This window comes from uncultured Jatrophihabitans sp. (assembly GCF_964244045.1).
Taxonomy (GTDB): Bacteria; Actinomycetota; Actinomycetes; order Mycobacteriales; family Jatrophihabitantaceae; genus Jatrophihabitans.
The window spans coordinates 66620-82081 of the sequence record NZ_CAXTHK010000013.1 but is presented as its reverse complement, the minus strand read 5'-3'; the positions used below and the strand labels follow the sequence as shown (position 1 = coordinate 82081).

Here is a 15462-nt window from a genome sequence, read left to right as displayed (position 1 = left end):
AGGCCCATGACAAACCCCGTGACGACCCCACAGCCCGTCGACGCCGAGCCGGTGGCACCCCAGGTGAGCCAGGACCCCGAATGGTTCAAGCGCGCCGTCTTCTACGAGGTGCTCGTTCGCGGCTTCGCCGACTCCAACGGCGACGGCTCCGGCGACCTACGCGGCCTCACCGACAAGCTCGACTACCTGTCGTGGCTCGGCGTCGACTGCCTGTGGCTGCCGCCCTTCTACCAGTCGCCGCTGCGCGACGGCGGCTATGACGTCAGCGACTACACGCAGGTGTTGCCCGAGTTCGGCACCATCGAGGACTTCAAGCACTTCCTCGACGCATGTCACGAGCGCGGCATGCGGGTGATCGTCGACTTCGTCATGAACCACACCTCCGACCAGCACGCGTGGTTCCAGGCCAGCCGCAACGATCCTGACGGTGACTACGGAGATTTCTACGTCTGGTCCGACGACGACACCCGCTACCCCGACGCGCGCGTGATCTTCGTCGACACCGAACCGTCGAACTGGACGTTCGACCCGGTGCGCAAGCAGTACTTCTGGCACCGCTTCTTCAGCCACCAGCCGGACCTGAACTTCGACTCCCCCGCCGTGCAGTCGGCAATCATCGAGTCGCTGCGGTTCTGGCTAGACATCGGGATCGACGGGTTCCGGCTCGACGCGGTGCCCTACCTCTACGTCCGTGACGGCACCAACGGCGAGAACCTGCCCGAGACCCACGACTTCCTCAAGCGGGTGCGCAAGGAGGTCGATCGCGACTACCCGGACCGCGTGCTGCTGTGCGAAGCCAATCAGTGGCCGGCCGACGTCGTCGAGTACTTCGGCGATCCGGCCACCGGCGGCGACGAGTGCCACATGGCGTTCCACTTCCCGGTCATGCCGCGCATCTTCATGGCCGTGCGCCGCGAGAGTCGCTACCCGATCTCGGAGATCATGAGCCAGACCCCGGCCATCCCCGAGAGCTGCCAGTGGGGCATCTTCCTGCGCAACCACGACGAGCTGACGCTCGAGATGGTGACGGACGAAGAGCGCGACTACATGTGGAACGAGTACGCGAAGGACCCACGGATGAAGGCCAACATCGGCATTCGTCGACGGCTGGCCCCGCTGCTCGAGAACGACCTCGACCAGATCGAGCTGTTCACCGCACTGCTGCTGGCGCTGCCCGGCTCGCCCGTCCTGTACTACGGCGACGAGATCGGCATGGGCGACAACATCTGGCTCGGTGACCGCGACGGCGTGCGCACGCCCATGCAGTGGACGCCCGACCGCAACGCCGGCTTCTCGACCGCCGACCCGGGCCGGCTCTACCTGCCGACCAACCAGGACTCGATCTACGGCTACCAGGTCACCAACGTCGAGTCGCAGACGCGCAACACCTCCTCACTGCTGCACTGGACGCGGCGGATGATCCAGGTGCGCAAGGCGAATCCAGCCTTCGGCCTCGGGACGTTCACCGATCTCGGCGGTAGCAACCCGTCGGTGCTGAGTTTCGTGCGCGAGTTCGGCGACGACATCGTCCTGTGCGTCAATAATCTCTCGCGCTTCCCGCAGGCCGTTGAACTGGATTTGCGGCCGTGGCGGGGTGCCTCGCCCATCGAGTTGTCCGGTGGCGCGCAGTTCCCCGAGATCGGCGAGCTGCCCTACCTGCTCACCCTGGCCGGGCACGGCTTCTACTGGCTGCGCATCCCTCGACTGCACACCTCGGACGCCGAACCTGCCGCACTGGGTGACCACGAGCGCGAGTACGAGCACGAGCACGAGCACGACCTGGAAGGTGGCATATGAGTTCCGCGGAGCACACTTCCGGCGAGGTGCACGATCTCGTTCGTCAGCTCATCGAGGCGTGGCTGCCCACTCAGCGCTGGTTCGCCGGCAAGGGCCGGGAGTTCGAGATCACGGTCACGCGTCTCGGCGAGCTGCAGGCCATCGCTCCGCAGGTCACGATCTGGACGGCCCGCGTCACTTACGGTGGCGATGAGACAGAGACGTACGCGGTCCCGCTCGTGGCTCGTTCCGAGCCGCACGGCACGCTCGACCACGTCCTGCTCGGCACGGTGCCCACCGATGGCGGCACCCGCTGGATCTACGACGCGCTGCACGACAAGGACGTCACCCACGCATGGCTGGTCGGCATCCGCGACGAGGCGGCGGCGGGTCCGGTCCGCTTCACCCGGTTCGTCGAACCCGACGAGATCCCGGTCGACGAGTCCAGCCTCGTGCTGTCCGGTGAGCAGTCCAACACCTCGATGATCTTCGGCGACGTCGCGATCATGAAGGTGTTCCGACGCCTGCAGCCCGGCGTGAACCCCGACATCGAGGTGCAGGGCGAGCTCAGCCGTCTCGAGGCGCCCAACGTCGCCCGGTTGCTCGGTGCGGCCGAGGTCGATGTCGAGGGCGAGCGCACGTCGCTGGCCATGCTGCAGCAGTTCCTCTCGAGCGCTACCGACGGGTGGGAACTCGCCAAGGCCAGCGTGCGCGACCTGATGGCCGAGGCCGACCTGCACGCCGACGAGGCCGGTGGCGACTTCGCAGGCGAGGCCGAACGCCTGGGCTCGGCCGTCGCGCGGGTGCACGCCGATCTCGCCACTGCGTTCGGCACCCGCGACGCCTCCCGCGAAGAGCTGCAGGCCCGCGCCGCGGCGATGCACGAACGGCTGCAGTGGGCCATCACGGTCGTGCCGCAGTTGGCCGAGGTCGCCGACGGGCTGTCCGCTGCCTTCGATCAGGTCGCTGAGCTCACCGAGGCGGTCCCCCTGCAGCGCATTCACGGCGACCTGCACCTGGGCCAGGTGCTGCGCACCGTCTACCGCTGGGTGCTGATCGATTTCGAGGGCGAGCCGATGGCCGCTATCGATGCGCGCCGGTCGTTCGACTTCTCGCTGCGCGACGTCGCCGGCATGCTGCGCTCGTTCGAGTACGCCGGCCACCACCGGGTCATCGAGTTCGGCGGCGACCCGCACAACGATTCGCAGCAGCGCTATCGCGCCAATGAGTGGTCCTCTCGCAATCGCGAGGCGTTCCTCACGGGTTACACCGAGGTGGCCGGCACCGACCCGCGCGACCACGCCGTCCTGCTGAGTGCGTTCGAGGCCGACAAGGCCGTCTACGAGGCTGTGTACGAGGCCCGCAACCGCCCGACCTGGTTGCCGATCCCGCTCGCGTCACTGACGCGGATCGCCACCGACGGAGGAATTGCCTGATGAGCAAGCCGATCGACGAGCAGCCGGCGCGCAAGTCACCCGCCCGCAAGCCGAAGCCCAAGCCAGTGGCCGAACCGGTGACAGTCGTCGACGCCCCGCCGCTCTCGCGCGAGGAGCTCGACCAGTTGGTCGGCGGGGCGCATCACAACCCGCACGGCATCCTGGGCACGCACCCCTCGGGGGACCGGACGATCGTGCGCACGCTGCGCCCGGACGCGTCGAGCGCCACCGTGCTGATGAACGACCAGCGCGTCGAGATGACCCGGATTCACGACAGTGGCGTCTTCGAGACCACGATCGACGGCCCGCCCTCGGACTACCGCATCGAGGTCGCCTACTCCGACGGGCAGACCTTCACCGTCGACGACCCGTACCGCTGGCTGCCCACCCTCGGCGAGGTCGACCTGCACCTGATCGGCGAGGGCCGCCACGAGAACCTGTGGACGGTCCTCGGGGCGCATGTGCGCAGCTACGACACCCCCGGCGGCCCGGTGTCCGGCACGTCGTTCGCGGTGTGGGCACCCAGCGCGCAGGGTGTTCGGGTCATGGGCGACTTCAACTTCTGGTCCGGCACGAGCCTGCCCATGCGCTCGCTCGGCTCGAGCGGCGTCTGGGAGCTGTTCGTCCCCGGGGTCGGCGACGGCGCCGCCTACAAATTCCAGATCCTCGGCCAGGACGGCGAGTGGCGCCAGAAGGCCGACCCGATGGCCTTCGCCACCGAGGTCCCGCCGGCCACCGCATCGGTGGTGCACACCGTCGACTACACCTGGGCCGACGACGAGTGGCTCACCCGGCGTGCGCAGACCGAGTGGCACAAGGCACCGATGTCCATCTACGAGGTACACATCGGCTCGTGGCGGATGGGGTTGTCCTACCGCGAGCTCGCTCAGCAGCTCGTCGACTACGTCGTCGAAACCGGGTTCACGCACGTCGAGTTCCTGCCGGTCGCGGAGCACCCGTTCGGCGGCTCCTGGGGTTACCAAGTGTCGTCCTACTACGCACCGTCGGCGCGCTTCGGCAACCCCGATGAGTTCCGCTTCCTCGTTGACGCGCTGCACCAGGCCGGCATCGGCGTGATCGTCGACTGGGTACCGGCGCACTTTCCGAAGGACGCGTTCGCGCTCGGCCGCTTCGACGGCACCCCGCTGTACGAGCACGGCGACCCACGGCGCGGCGAGCAGCTCGACTGGGGTACCTACGTCTTCGACTTCGGCCGCAGCGAGGTCCGCAACTTCCTCGTCGCCAACGCCCTGTACTGGCTGGAGGAGTTTCACATCGACGGCCTGCGCGTCGATGCCGTGGCCTCCATGCTCTACCTCGACTACTCGCGCCCCGAGGGCCAGTGGACGCCGAACGTGTACGGCGGCCGCGAGAACCTCGAGGCGGTCGGCTTTCTGCAGGAGATGAACGCCACCGTCTACAAGCGGGTGCCCGGTGCCATCACCATCGCCGAGGAGTCGACGTCCTGGCCGGGCGTCACCCGGCCCACGCACCTGGGCGGGCTCGGCTTCGGCTTCAAGTGGGACATGGGCTGGATGCACGACACCCTCAGCTACTTGTCGCACGAGCCGATCTACCGGCAGTACCACCACAACGAGCTGACGTTCTCGATGATGTACGCCTACACCGAGAACTTCGTCATGCCGCTGTCGCACGACGAGGTCGTGCACGGCAAGGGCTCGCTGATCAACAAGATCCCGGGCGACCGCTGGCAGCAGCTGGCCACCCTGCGGGCGATGTATGCCTACATGTGGGCGCACCCGGGCAAGCAGCTGCTATTCATGGGCCAGGAGTTCGGGCAGTCGCGCGAGTGGGCCGAATCCCGCTCGCTTGACTGGGAGCTCACCGACGACCCGGGCCACCGTGGCATCCTGCGGCTGATCACCGACCTCAATCGTGCCTACACCGACACTGGTGCGCTGTGGTCGCGCGACACCACCGAGGACGGCTTCCACTGGATCGACGCCAACGATGCCAAGGGCAACGTCTACTCGTTCCTGCGCTTCGGTGACGACGGTTCGGTGCTGGCCTGCGTCTCGAACTTCTCCTCAGTGCCGCACGAGCAGTACCAGCTCGGGCTGCCCTTCGCGGGCCGGTGGGACGAGATCGTCAACACCGACGCAGATGCCTACTTCGGCTCCGGGGTGGGCAACTTCGGCGGGGTCGAGGCGGTCGAGGAGGCGTGGCACGGCCAGCCCGCCTCCGCCCGGCTGCGGGTCCCGCCGCTCGGCACCGTGTGGTTCCGCCACGCCAACGCCGCCACCGTCATCGACGAGCACGAATCCGGTTCGTCCCTGGTGTGAAGTAGGTCGCATAGCGTTCAGTGCACAATTGATCACTCGGCGTTGCGATTCGGCCGACATTCCGGACACCCGGCCAAGCGGACCGAGGGCAATGGGTTTTGCACGCAAAGCGGCAGCCCTCAAGCGGTTTAGTTCGAGTCTGCGCGTGACACACTCACTGAGATCGCCGCGTTTGCACGCCGGACCGGGGGGATTCGGCGCACAAACGTTCACCGCCGGCCAGCTGCTACCGCGGCCGGCCGGCGGTGTCGATTGACCGTCGATTCGAGCTAGAACAGCGCACGCGTCAGCTGACGCCGCGCCGGCGGCACCCGCGGATCGTCTGGGCCGAGCAGCTCGAAGAAGTCCAGCAACCGCTGGCGAACGCGGTCACGGTCGTCACCGCTGAGCCGCACGACGGCCTGCAGTAGACGATCCAACGCACCGGGCACGTCGTTGGCGGCCAGCGAGAGGTCGGCGGCAGCCAGCTGCAGGTCGACGTCGTCGGGTGCGGCGTCGGCTTTCGCGGCGGCCTGCGGGTCGACGGACTCCAGCCGCTGCATCAGCCGCACCTGCCCGAGCGCCAGCGTCGCGTCGACGTTGGCCGGCTCCTGGGCCAGAATCGCCTGATAGCGCTCGATGGCCACTGCGTAGTCGCCGTCCTCGAGCGCGTCCTCGGCCGCAGTGAAGCGCGGGTCCTCGGGCTCGGGCGGGGGCTCGGCGGCGGCCGGCTCGTCAGTGGGTTGGCCCGACGCGCCGGGCAGCCCCGCCTCCTGGCCGGCGGCGATGACAGCGTCGATGAACTCGCGGATCTGGGCCTCGGGCAACGCGCCCTGGAAACCCGGCACGAGCTGCCCGCCGATCACCGCGAACACGGCGGGGATGCTCTGCACCTGCAGCGCCTGCGCAATGCGCTGGTTGGCGTCGACGTCGATCTTGGCGAGCACCCAGGCGCCGTTGGCCTCGGCTGCCAGCTTCTCGAGGATCGGCGAGAGTTGTTTGCAGGGTTGGCACCAGTCGGCCCACAGGTCGAGCAGCACCGGCACCTGGAACGAGCGGTCGAGGACGTCGGCCTGGAATCCGGCCTCGGTGACGTCAATGACCGCCGTGCCGGCCGCCGGCAGCGGCGCCTCGGCAGCGCGGGCCGCGGCCTCGTTGCGCGCCTTCAGCGCCGCAAGGTCAACGGCCCCGGACATCGCGGCCGCCATGGCGGCGCTGGGTTGGGCGGGACTGGCGGGACGCTGGCCGGCAGGGCCGCGCCGTGGGGCACCGGGACGCATGGCTCCAGTTAACCGGACGGGCCAACCCCCGCCGGGACCGGTGTCGGCCACAATGCTCGGGTGGACCCCGAGCCCGAGGACGAGTACTTCCTCGGCGGCGCCAACGATGATGATGACGATGCCGACACGAGCTCTCGCCGCGCCGGGCTGATCGGTCTGGCCGTGGTGCTCGTGGTGGTGGCCGCGGCCATCACGCTGACCAGCCTGCTGGTCGACACGTCGTCGGCCAGTCGCGGACCCCGCACCGCGGCGCGTGCGTGGGGCACGGCGCTCGTGCACGGCGACACCGCCGCCCGCCGTCGGCTCGAGTGCGCCGTGGGCTCGCGCTCCAGCGCCGTGGTGCGCCTGGCGCTCGTCGGCGCGACCGGGGTGTCCACCGGCGCCGCGGACCAGCTCGACAAGAACCGGTGGTCGGTGCCGCTGGAGATCGAGCGCTCCGACAGCAGCCTGCAGGACTCCGTCGACGTCACCGTCGTGCGCGAATACGGCCGTTACGTGGTCTGCTGACGTCTGCACCGGAGAAGGAGAGGCCGTCATGTTCCTGGGTCTGCGCACCGTCATCTACCCCGCGCCGGACCTCGCCGCGAGCAAGGAGTGGTACACCGCTGTGCTCGGCACCGACCCGTACTTCGACGCCGAGTTCTACGTCGGCTTCAACGTCGCCGGCTACGAACTGGCGCTTGATCCGGACCTCGAAGCTTCGGTCGGTCCGGTCACCTACTGGGGCGTTCCCGACGTTGCGGTAGCGCTCGCAACTCTGCTCGATGCCGGAGCCAACGACAACGAGGCCGTCCGCGACGTCGGCGAAGGCATCCGGGTTGCCACCGTCCGAGAACCGGGCGGTGCGGTGCTCGGCATCATCGAGAACCCGCACTTCCAGCTCGAGGCTCCGACGCCGATCGCGACCGGCCCCGGTCGCTGACCTCCTCGACGAGCGCAACGAAGTCGGCCACCGCCGGATGCGCCTGTGCGGTGGGCCACGCGAGGTAGACGTCGATCTCGCCACCGTCCGTCAGGGCGACGAACACGACGCCCGGGTGTGGGTGCTGCACGGCCGTCGACTCGGCGGTGACCCCGATGGCCAGGCCGCCCGCGATCTCCGTCAGCCACTCGTCGGTGTTGTCGACGCGCAGCGAGCGGGCCGGTCGCTGCCCGGCCGGCCAGAGGTCGAGGGTGGTCGTGCCGTACGCGGTGGTCAGCACGGTGTCCTCGACGAGGTCGGCGAGGCGCACCGACGACGCGCCGGCCAGCCGGTGCCCGACGGGCAACACGGCCAGCCGTGGCTCCGCGAACAGCCGCCGGGTGGTGATCCCCGGCTGCGCGAACTCGCCACGCACGATTGCGACGTCGGCCCGGCCGCGGGCCAACCCGCCGTCGCGCTCGTCGAAACGGTGCACCTCGAGCGCCACCTCGGCGTGCTCGGAGCGCCAGCGGCGCAGGACCGTTGTCGTGTGCCGGCCCAGCGCCGACCACGAGTAGCCGAAGCGCAGCGGCCGACTGCGGTCCTGCGCGGCGTCGAGCACCGCATCGACTGCGGCGAGGGCCTGCACGGCAGCGTGGTAACAACGCACGCCACCGGGCGTCAGCGCCACTGAGCGAGTCGTACGCTCGACGAGCCGACTCCCGACCACCGCCTCTAAGGACCGGATGGTCCGCGAGACCGCGGATTGGGTGATCCCGAGGCGGATCGCGGCGTCCGTGAAGGTGCCCTCCTCGGTCAGCGCGACGAGCGCCAGCAGGTGCCGCACCTCGACTGTGCTCATGGATAGACCGTGCTCATTTGCCCGACCGCGCTCATGACTGTTGAGCATAAGTGCCGCGGTGGGAGCATTTCCGTCGCCGTCGGTCAGCGGCCTAGCGTCGCTACCGTGACCAGCAGCCCGACCACTCCGGCGCCCGCACTCGGCACCGCCCTGGCGGTCACGAGCGTGGCTTCGGTGCAGTTCGGTGCCGCGCTGGCAGCGCACCTGTTCTCTCGCGTCGGACCGGTAGGCACCGTCAGCCTGCGTCTGGTGGGCGCGGCCGTGGTGCTGTGCCTGCTGGCCCGGCCTTGGCGACGCCACTGGTCGGGTGGCGATGCGCGCTCCGCGATGCTGTTCGGCGGAGTCTTCACCTGCATGAACGTCACGCTCTACCTGGCGCTCGACCGCCTGCCGCTGGCCACCGTGATCACCCTCGAGTTCCTCGGGCCGTTGACGGTCGCGATCGTCACCGCCGGCTCGTGGGCCACCCGGGTGTGGGCGGTGCCGGCGGCGGCCGGCGTGCTGCTGATCGGCGGCGAACTGTCCGGCGGCGACACCGCCGGCGTGGCGTTCGCCCTCGCCGCGGCGTGTTGCTGGGCCGCCTACGTCCTGCTCAGCGGGCGGATGGGGCGATCGGGCAGCGGCCTCGCGGGGCTGGCGACGGGTTGCGTGTTTGGCGCGCTGATCATGCTGCCGGTCGGGCTGCTGAGTGCCGGAGTCGGTGACCTGACGCGGCCCTCCACTGCCGCGATCGGGCTGGCCGTGGGCGTGCTGTCGAGCGCGATCCCGTACAGCCTCGACCTGTTGGCCCTGCGCCGGCTGGCCACCGCCGTATTCGGAGTCCTGACCAGCCTGAACCCGGGTGTCGGTGCGATCGCCGGGTACCTCGTGCTCGGCCAATCGCTGCCGGCGGCCACGTTGATCGGCGTCGGGCTGGTCATGGTGGCGAGCGTGGGCGTCACCGTCGCTCCGTTGCTCCGGGCACGGAACCGGATCATCGCGCCGGTTCCGTCGCACGGCGAACTGATCGTCGACGTCGGCACCGTCGGCAACGTCGGCAGTGGCTGATGGCAGCATCGTTCGCATGACGGAAACTGCACGACTTCGACAGGTCGTCCTCGACTGCACCGACGTCCGCGCGCTCGCCGAGTTCTATCGAGAGCTGCTCGCCTGGGGTTATCGACCGGGCGACGAGACTCCCACGGACGGCGAGGACTGGTTGGTGCTCGACAATCCTGCCGGCGGCGTCGCCGTCGCCTTCCAGCTCGTCGACGCGCTGCCCGACGTGACCTGGCCGAAGGGCAACGTGCCGCAGCAGGAACACCTTGACCTCACAGTGTCCAGCGCCGAGGCGTTGACGAGTGAGCACGAACGGGTCATCCGGCTGGGCGCTCGACTACTCCGAGACTGTTCCGACGATCCGGATGAACAGCTCTACGTCTACGCCGACCCCGCGGGTCACCCCTTCTGCATCTTCGTGTCGACGCGGGACTGATCCGGCCCGCCCGGGACGGCCACTTCCCTTACCCGGTGGCGGGGTATCGGCGAGAAACCTCAACCACCGCGTCAGATACGTCGCGCACCTTGCTGTCGTTCAGCCTCTGGCTCTCAGAACCGGGCGACTTCCCGGTACTCGCCCCACATCGGCTTGAAGGCGTTGCAGATCTCGCCGAGCGTGGCCTCGGCGCGGGCGGCGTCGAGCATGGCGGGGACGGTGTTCCGGCCGTTCGCCGCGTCGTCGACCATCCGCCCGAGAGCGGCATCGACCACAGCCTGATCGCGACCGGCGCGACGCTCGGCCACCAGCGCACGCTGGGCGAGTTCGACCTCGTGCGAGACACGCAGGATGTCAAGTGGCTCGCCGACGTCACCAGTGAGCGTGTTGACGCCGACCACCCGCTTGTCGCCCTTCTCGAGCGCCACCTGGTAGGCGAACGCCGAGTCGGCGATTTCGGTGATGAACCAGCCGTCCTCGATGCCGCGCAGCAGACCCGCGGTAATAGTGCCGTCGCCGCCGAGGTCCTTGATGCGGGCGAAGATCTTCTCGGCTTCGGCCTCGAGGCGATCGGTAAGTGCCTCGACGTACCAGGATCCACCGAGCGGGTCGGCAACGCTGAGCACGCCGGTCTCCTCAGCGATGACCTGCTGGGTGCGTAACGCGATCTGTGCCGCCTTCCGCGACGGCAGGGCCAGCACCTCGTCCAGCGCGTTGGTGTGCAGCGAGTTCGTCCCGGCCAGCACCGCGGCCATGGCCTCGACAGCCGTGCGCACGATGTTGTTCTCGGGCTGCTGCGCGGTCAGCGAGACACCCGCCGTCTGGGTGTGGAAGCGCAGCCACTGGGCCTTGTCGGTCTTCGCGCCGTAGACGTCGCGCAACCAACGTGCCCAGATGCGCCGCGCCGCCCGCAGCTTCGCGATCTCCTCGAAGAAGTCGATGTGCGCGTCGAAGAAGAACGACAGGCCGGGGGCGAACTGCTCGATGTCCAGCCCGCGGGACAGCCCGAGCTCGACGTAGCCGAACCCGTCGGCGAGGGTGAAGGCGAGCTCCTGCGCGGCCGTCGCTCCGGCCTCGCGGATGTGGTAGCCCGACACCGACAGCGGCTTGTAGGCCGGCACCTCGGTGGCCACGTACTCCATCAGGTCGCCGATCAGTGTCAGGTGCGGCTCGGGCGGATAGACCCATTCCTTCTGTGCGATGTACTCCTTGAAGATGTCGGTCTGCAGTGTGCCGTTGAGCGTCTTCGGGTCGACGCCGGCCCGCTCCGCCGCGACGACGTACATGCAGAACAGCGGGACAGCGGGTCCCGAGATCGTCATCGAGGTGGTCGTCGCCCCGAGGTCGATGCCGTCGAAGAGCACCTCCATGTCGGCGGCCGAGTCGATGGCCACACCGCAGTGCCCGACCTCGCCCAGTGAGCGCGGGTCGTCGCTGTCGCGGCCCATGAGGGTGGGCATGTCGAAGGCCACCGACAGCCCACCGCCGCCCTCGGCCAGGATCATCTTGTAGCGCTCGTTGGTCTGCTGGGCGCTGCCGAAGCCTGCGAACTGGCGGATCGTCCACGCCTTGCCGCGGTAGCCGGTGGGGTGGATGCCGCGGGTGAACGGGTACTCCCCCGGCCAGCCGATGCGATCCATGCGCGAGTCGGCGTCGGTCGGGCCGTAGACCGGTTCGACCTCGTCGCCGGACAGCGTCGTGTAATCGCGCTCGGTCTTACGCGCGGCGTTGTAGCGCTCCTGCCAGCGTGCGCGGCCGGCGGCGATCTGCTCTACGTCCATGGCACGACCTTATTTCGAAGGGGCAGACCTATCTAAACGAATTTACTAGGACGTCCGAGTAGTTGCCAATCCGTCCAGCGCACGCTCGATCCGGGCGAGTTGTTCGGCCAGCCGGCCGACGTCGGCCTTCGTCGCGCCCTGCTCCTGCGGGCGGAGCGTGAGCAGCAGCTGCCCGCCCGGCTCGAGCACGCCATCAGCGACCTGCGAGACGTCCTCGCCGTTCTGCATCCGAACTGCGTGGTCCAGCGTCTTCGTGCTCATTCCCAGGCGCTGGAGCGCTTTGGTCTGCACCCTGCCGTCGGTGATCACCTGCGTGTCGGTGCCGTCGAACAATCGCGAGAACACCTCGCTACGCACCGCGACCCGGTTTGCGATCGCATTGACCGCGACCAACGTCGCGGCGCCGATCGCGCCGCCGGTGACGCTGAGGTCGTTGCCGATGATCGCGTTCTGCACGACGTTGGACAGCAGCGTCATGACGACGATGTCGAGCGTGTTGAGCCCGGCCAGCCCGCGCTTGCCGCTGAGGCGGATGAGCACTGCAACCAGGGCGTAGACCAGCACTGTGCGCAGGATCTTCTCGCCGGAACTGATCTGGTCGACGAACATGTCATGCCACATCTGCACACCTCGACGGTCGGCGGAACCGGACAAGAACAATTCTGCCGTGACGTCCTCACATCCGCTCTCTGGGCGTTGCTTGGAAGTCTCACAGCCGGGGAAACATGGGCCCGGTAGCATCCCGTTTCCTCGAGGGGAGGACACGGTTTCGCACCTGCGCAGAGAAGACGCGATCGGCGTGCTGCGGTTGCTCGCCGAACTGCACGAGGCCGCCGATCCGGACGAGGTCGCCCACGTGTTGGTGCGCGAGCTCAGCCGCCTCGTCCCGTGCGACCTCGTCAGTTACAACGACATCGATGTCGCCGCACCGTCCTCCGGCGGCACCCGGACGTGGTACGAGCCCGAGCTCACCCCACGAGCCGATCTGGAGTTCGCCTTCGACGCGCTGCAGCACGAGCACCCGCTGGTCCGCGACTACGCCGCCACCGGGGAACCCGCACCACGACGGATGTCGGACTTCATCACGCTGCCCGACCTGCAGGCTCTCGACCTGTGGCGCGAGGTGTTCCGGCCTCTCGAGACCAATCATCAGATTGCGTTCGCCGTGCTCGCCTCGAGCACCCGGGTCGTGGGCATCGGCATCAATCGCTGGAACAAGGACTTCGACGACAACGACATGGCCGTCGCCGGTGAGGTGCAAAAACACGTCGGAGCGGCGTTCCACCACGCCGCATTGCGGGCAGCCGAGGCCCGGCGCGAGCCGGGGGTCCTGGACGAATTGACGATCCGGGAACGGGAGGTGCTGGGGCTCATCGCTGCCGGCCGCAAGACAACGGATATCGCCCGGTTGCTGTTCATCAGCCCACGGACCGTCGACAAACACGTCGAGAACATCCGCACCAAGCTCGGCGCGCGCAGCCGGGCCCACGCGGTGGCGCTCTTTCACGCCGCGCATTGACCCGCGGCAGCGCATACGCTGCGTGTTATGCGCAGACGGTGGTGGGGCTATGCCACCGGCGCCGGATGCGCCATCGCCGCGCTCGTCCTGGCGATTGCGCTGTGGCCCTCGGACTCGAGCCGACCGAGCCACCCGAAGACACCCAGCCCCGTGGCGCAGACGCCGACGGTGCGCCCGACGCCCTCCCCGACACCAACCCCGGTGGCGATCCAGGAGGTCCGCGCTGCTGCGCCGACCCGGTTCACCATGACCGGCCCGGCGAGCCAGCCGTACACGATCAATGCGCGCGTGTGCGGCATGGCGAACGTGCGCCCGCTCGACCCGCCGGGCGAGCAGCACCACACAGTGTGCTGGGTGAAGGAGGACTTCGGGGTGGCGCCGGGAAGCACGTCGGCCACCACGTACATCCTCGGCCACGCCTGGGCACAGGACCGCCTCGAGGTGATGAACCCGGCGTCCGAGCCCGCCACCAAGGAGATCGTCCGCGACGTCAAGGCCGGCCGGTCCGCGAAGCTCGACGGCATCACCATCTACCCGACCACCGTGCTCGACGGATCGACGATCACCCTCAAGACGCACACCGGCGTGCTGACGTACACGGTCAAGCAGGTCTACGGCGTGGCCAAGAGTGCGGCCGGCAACGTCCGCAGCCTGATGAACGAGAAGACGCCGAAACGGATCGTCATCATCACCTGCGCCGAGGCGCACGGTGTCGACTACGACTACGACGTCATCATCAACGCCTACCTGACCCGGTCGCGTCCGCTTCCAACCTGATCAGGCGCGGAAGTCCGCAGCGTCGAGGCGCAGTTTGCGCAGGACGGCGAACAACTGGTCCAGGTCACCGCGCGGCAGCGCCGACATCGCGAAGCGGCAGGAGTTGAGTTCCGCGGTCGCCTTCGCTGCGATGTCGCGGCCCTCGGCGGTGATCACCGCCAGCGTGCCGCGCCCGTCGCGCGGGTTGGGCTCGCGACGCACCAGGCCGGCGCCCTCGAGCCGGTCGATGACGTTCGTGACCGAGGTGGCGTGCACCTGCAACCGCTCGCCGATCTTCGACAGCGGCAGCGCGCCGCGACTGGCGTGGACCAGCAGCACGAGGGTCTCGTAGCGGCTGAAGGTGATGCCGAAGGGCCGCAGCACGGCGTCCAGTTCAGCCAGCAGGATCTGGTGTGCCCGCATGATCGAGGTGACCGCGCGCATCGCGGCGTAGACGTCGGGATCCTCATCGGGCCAGTGCTGCTGCCACAGCTCGCCGGCGCGGTCGATCGGATCGAACTCGAGCGGCTCGGGCATCCCAGGAGGGTAGTCCGCGCTGTTACGCTCGCGCCCCACCAATGCCGACGAGGGCAGGTGCGCATGCCGCATCCGCACCGCCGCGGCGCGACGGTCCTGGTCGGCCTCGCGGCCGCAGCGTTGATCACCGTCCCGACCCGTCAGGCGGCCGCCGGCCCGGTTCTGCAGCGGCAGGTGATCGGCTACAGCGTCCAGCACCGGCCGATCGTGGCCTACCACCTCGGCAACCCCAGCTTGCGCCGCGTGGACGTCGTGATCGGCCAGATGCACGGTGACGAGCACGCCGGCGTGCGGGTCGTGAATGCCCTGATCCGGGGTGGCCGGATTTCCGGCGTCAACCTGTGGGTGATCCCGACGATGAACCCCGACGGCGACGCCGCCCACACCAGGCAGAACGCCCACCACGTCGACCTCAACCGCAACTGGCCGGTGTCCTGGACGCGGTTGACCGGGCAGTACTACTCGGGCCCACGGCCGCTCTCGGAACCGGAGTCGCGGGCCGTCCGCGCCTTCCTGCTCCGCGTCCGCCCGCACGACATCGTGTCGCTGCACCAGCCACTGTCGGGTGTCGACACCACCGACGGCGGGGCCGTCGACCCCGCGCTGCGCCGGCGCCTCGAGCGCGAGCTCGGCCTACGGGCCAAGCCGTTCCGGTGCCACAGCGTCTGCCACGGCGGCATGACCCGCTGGTACACCAGGCATCACTACGGCGTCGCCATCACCGTCGAGTTCGGCGCGCACCCGTCGGCCCGCTATCTCACGCGAGGTGCCCCACGCGGCATCGTGGCAGCGTTGGGCGGACGGCGATCCGGGTAGCGTGCAGGCATGAGCGACGCTTGCGGAGCGGATCATGAGCAC

15 protein-coding genes are annotated in these 15462 nt (G+C 68.8%); 10 read left to right on the top strand and 5 right to left on the bottom strand.

The window, feature by feature from the left end; genetic code table 11:
* Positions 1-6: 6 nt before the first annotated feature.
* The 3 genes from treS to glgB are packed head-to-tail and all read left to right on the top strand — an operon-like array spanning position 7 to position 5515.
* Positions 7-1797, top strand: coding sequence for a maltose alpha-D-glucosyltransferase (gene treS, locus ACFFC4_RS11810; RefSeq protein WP_375501018.1), 1791 nt, complete (start codon positions 7-9; stop codon positions 1795-1797).
* Positions 1794-3212 carry a hypothetical protein gene (locus ACFFC4_RS11805; RefSeq protein ID WP_375501016.1) on the top strand — a complete coding sequence of 473 codons (1419 nt, stop codon included), beginning with the start codon at positions 1794-1796 and terminating at the stop codon, positions 3210-3212. The genes treS and ACFFC4_RS11805 overlap by 4 nt, the downstream gene beginning before the upstream one ends.
* Positions 3212-5515 carry a 1,4-alpha-glucan branching protein GlgB gene (gene glgB / locus ACFFC4_RS11800; protein WP_375501014.1) on the top strand — a complete coding sequence of 768 codons (2304 nt, stop codon included), beginning with the start codon at positions 3212-3214 and terminating at the stop codon, positions 5513-5515. Before ACFFC4_RS11805 ends, glgB begins: the two co-directional genes overlap by 1 nt.
* Before the next feature lie 269 nt (positions 5516-5784).
* Here glgB and ACFFC4_RS11795 read toward each other — a convergent pair whose 3' ends face one another.
* Positions 5785-6774 carry a tetratricopeptide repeat protein gene (locus ACFFC4_RS11795; RefSeq protein WP_375501012.1) on the bottom strand — a complete coding sequence of 330 codons (990 nt, stop codon included), beginning with the start codon at positions 6772-6774 and terminating at the stop codon, positions 5785-5787.
* A 60-nt stretch (positions 6775-6834) separates the two neighbouring features.
* On the opposite strand from ACFFC4_RS11795, the gene ACFFC4_RS11790 reads away from it, so the two are divergent.
* Together ACFFC4_RS11790 and ACFFC4_RS11785 are read left to right on the top strand one after the other, a co-directional pair.
* On the top strand, positions 6835-7281 hold the full coding sequence (locus ACFFC4_RS11790) for a hypothetical protein (protein ID WP_375501010.1): 447 nt from the start codon (positions 6835-6837) through the stop codon (positions 7279-7281).
* A 28-nt stretch (positions 7282-7309) separates the two neighbouring features.
* The gene (locus tag ACFFC4_RS11785; protein WP_375501008.1) at positions 7310-7696 is read left to right on the top strand and encodes a VOC family protein; all 387 of its coding nucleotides are present in this window, start codon (positions 7310-7312) and stop codon (positions 7694-7696) included.
* Here ACFFC4_RS11785 and ACFFC4_RS11780 read toward each other — a convergent pair.
* Positions 7632-8537, bottom strand: coding sequence for a LysR family transcriptional regulator (locus ACFFC4_RS11780; protein ID WP_375501006.1), 906 nt, complete (start codon positions 8535-8537; stop codon positions 7632-7634). The genes ACFFC4_RS11785 and ACFFC4_RS11780 overlap by 65 nt on opposite strands.
* A gap of 105 nt (positions 8538-8642) precedes the next feature.
* Between ACFFC4_RS11780 and ACFFC4_RS11775 the strand changes: the two genes are divergently transcribed.
* Both ACFFC4_RS11775 and ACFFC4_RS11770 read left to right on the top strand, forming a co-directional pair.
* Positions 8643-9584 (top strand): DMT family transporter, encoded by a 942-nt coding sequence (locus ACFFC4_RS11775; RefSeq protein WP_375501004.1) that lies wholly within the window; start codon positions 8643-8645, stop codon positions 9582-9584.
* Between the two features lie 16 nt (positions 9585-9600).
* Positions 9601-10011: a VOC family protein gene (locus ACFFC4_RS11770; RefSeq protein WP_375501002.1), complete on the top strand. Its 411-nt coding sequence runs from the start codon at positions 9601-9603 to the stop codon at positions 10009-10011.
* A 113-nt stretch (positions 10012-10124) separates the two neighbouring features.
* Here ACFFC4_RS11770 and ACFFC4_RS11765 read toward each other — a convergent pair whose 3' ends face one another.
* Positions 10125-11792, bottom strand: a complete 1668-nt coding sequence (locus ACFFC4_RS11765; RefSeq protein ID WP_375501000.1) for a methylmalonyl-CoA mutase — start codon at positions 11790-11792, stop codon at positions 10125-10127.
* A 45-nt stretch (positions 11793-11837) separates the two neighbouring features.
* A complete protein-coding gene (locus tag ACFFC4_RS11760; RefSeq protein WP_375500998.1) occupies positions 11838-12413 on the bottom strand; it encodes a DUF421 domain-containing protein in 576 nt (191 codons plus the stop codon).
* A gap of 178 nt (positions 12414-12591) precedes the next feature.
* Here ACFFC4_RS11760 and ACFFC4_RS11755 point away from each other — a divergent pair, with 178 nt between their 5' ends.
* Both ACFFC4_RS11755 and ACFFC4_RS11750 read left to right on the top strand, forming a co-directional pair.
* Positions 12592-13311 carry a LuxR C-terminal-related transcriptional regulator gene (locus tag ACFFC4_RS11755; protein WP_375500996.1) on the top strand — a complete coding sequence of 240 codons (720 nt, stop codon included), beginning with the start codon at positions 12592-12594 and terminating at the stop codon, positions 13309-13311.
* A 27-nt stretch (positions 13312-13338) separates the two neighbouring features.
* The gene (locus ACFFC4_RS11750; RefSeq protein ID WP_375500994.1) at positions 13339-14088 is read left to right on the top strand and encodes a hypothetical protein; all 750 of its coding nucleotides are present in this window, start codon (positions 13339-13341) and stop codon (positions 14086-14088) included.
* Here the strand turns inward: ACFFC4_RS11750 and ACFFC4_RS11745 are convergent, their stop codons facing one another.
* Complete coding sequence (locus ACFFC4_RS11745) at positions 14089-14604, bottom strand: MarR family winged helix-turn-helix transcriptional regulator (protein ID WP_375500992.1); 516 nt, start codon at positions 14602-14604, stop codon at positions 14089-14091. It lies immediately after the preceding gene.
* Between the two features lie 63 nt (positions 14605-14667).
* On the opposite strand from ACFFC4_RS11745, the gene ACFFC4_RS11740 reads away from it, so the two are divergent.
* Positions 14668-15420: a M14 family zinc carboxypeptidase gene (locus tag ACFFC4_RS11740; protein WP_375500990.1), complete on the top strand. Its 753-nt coding sequence runs from the start codon at positions 14668-14670 to the stop codon at positions 15418-15420.
* The last annotated feature ends 42 nt before the right edge of the window (positions 15421-15462 follow it).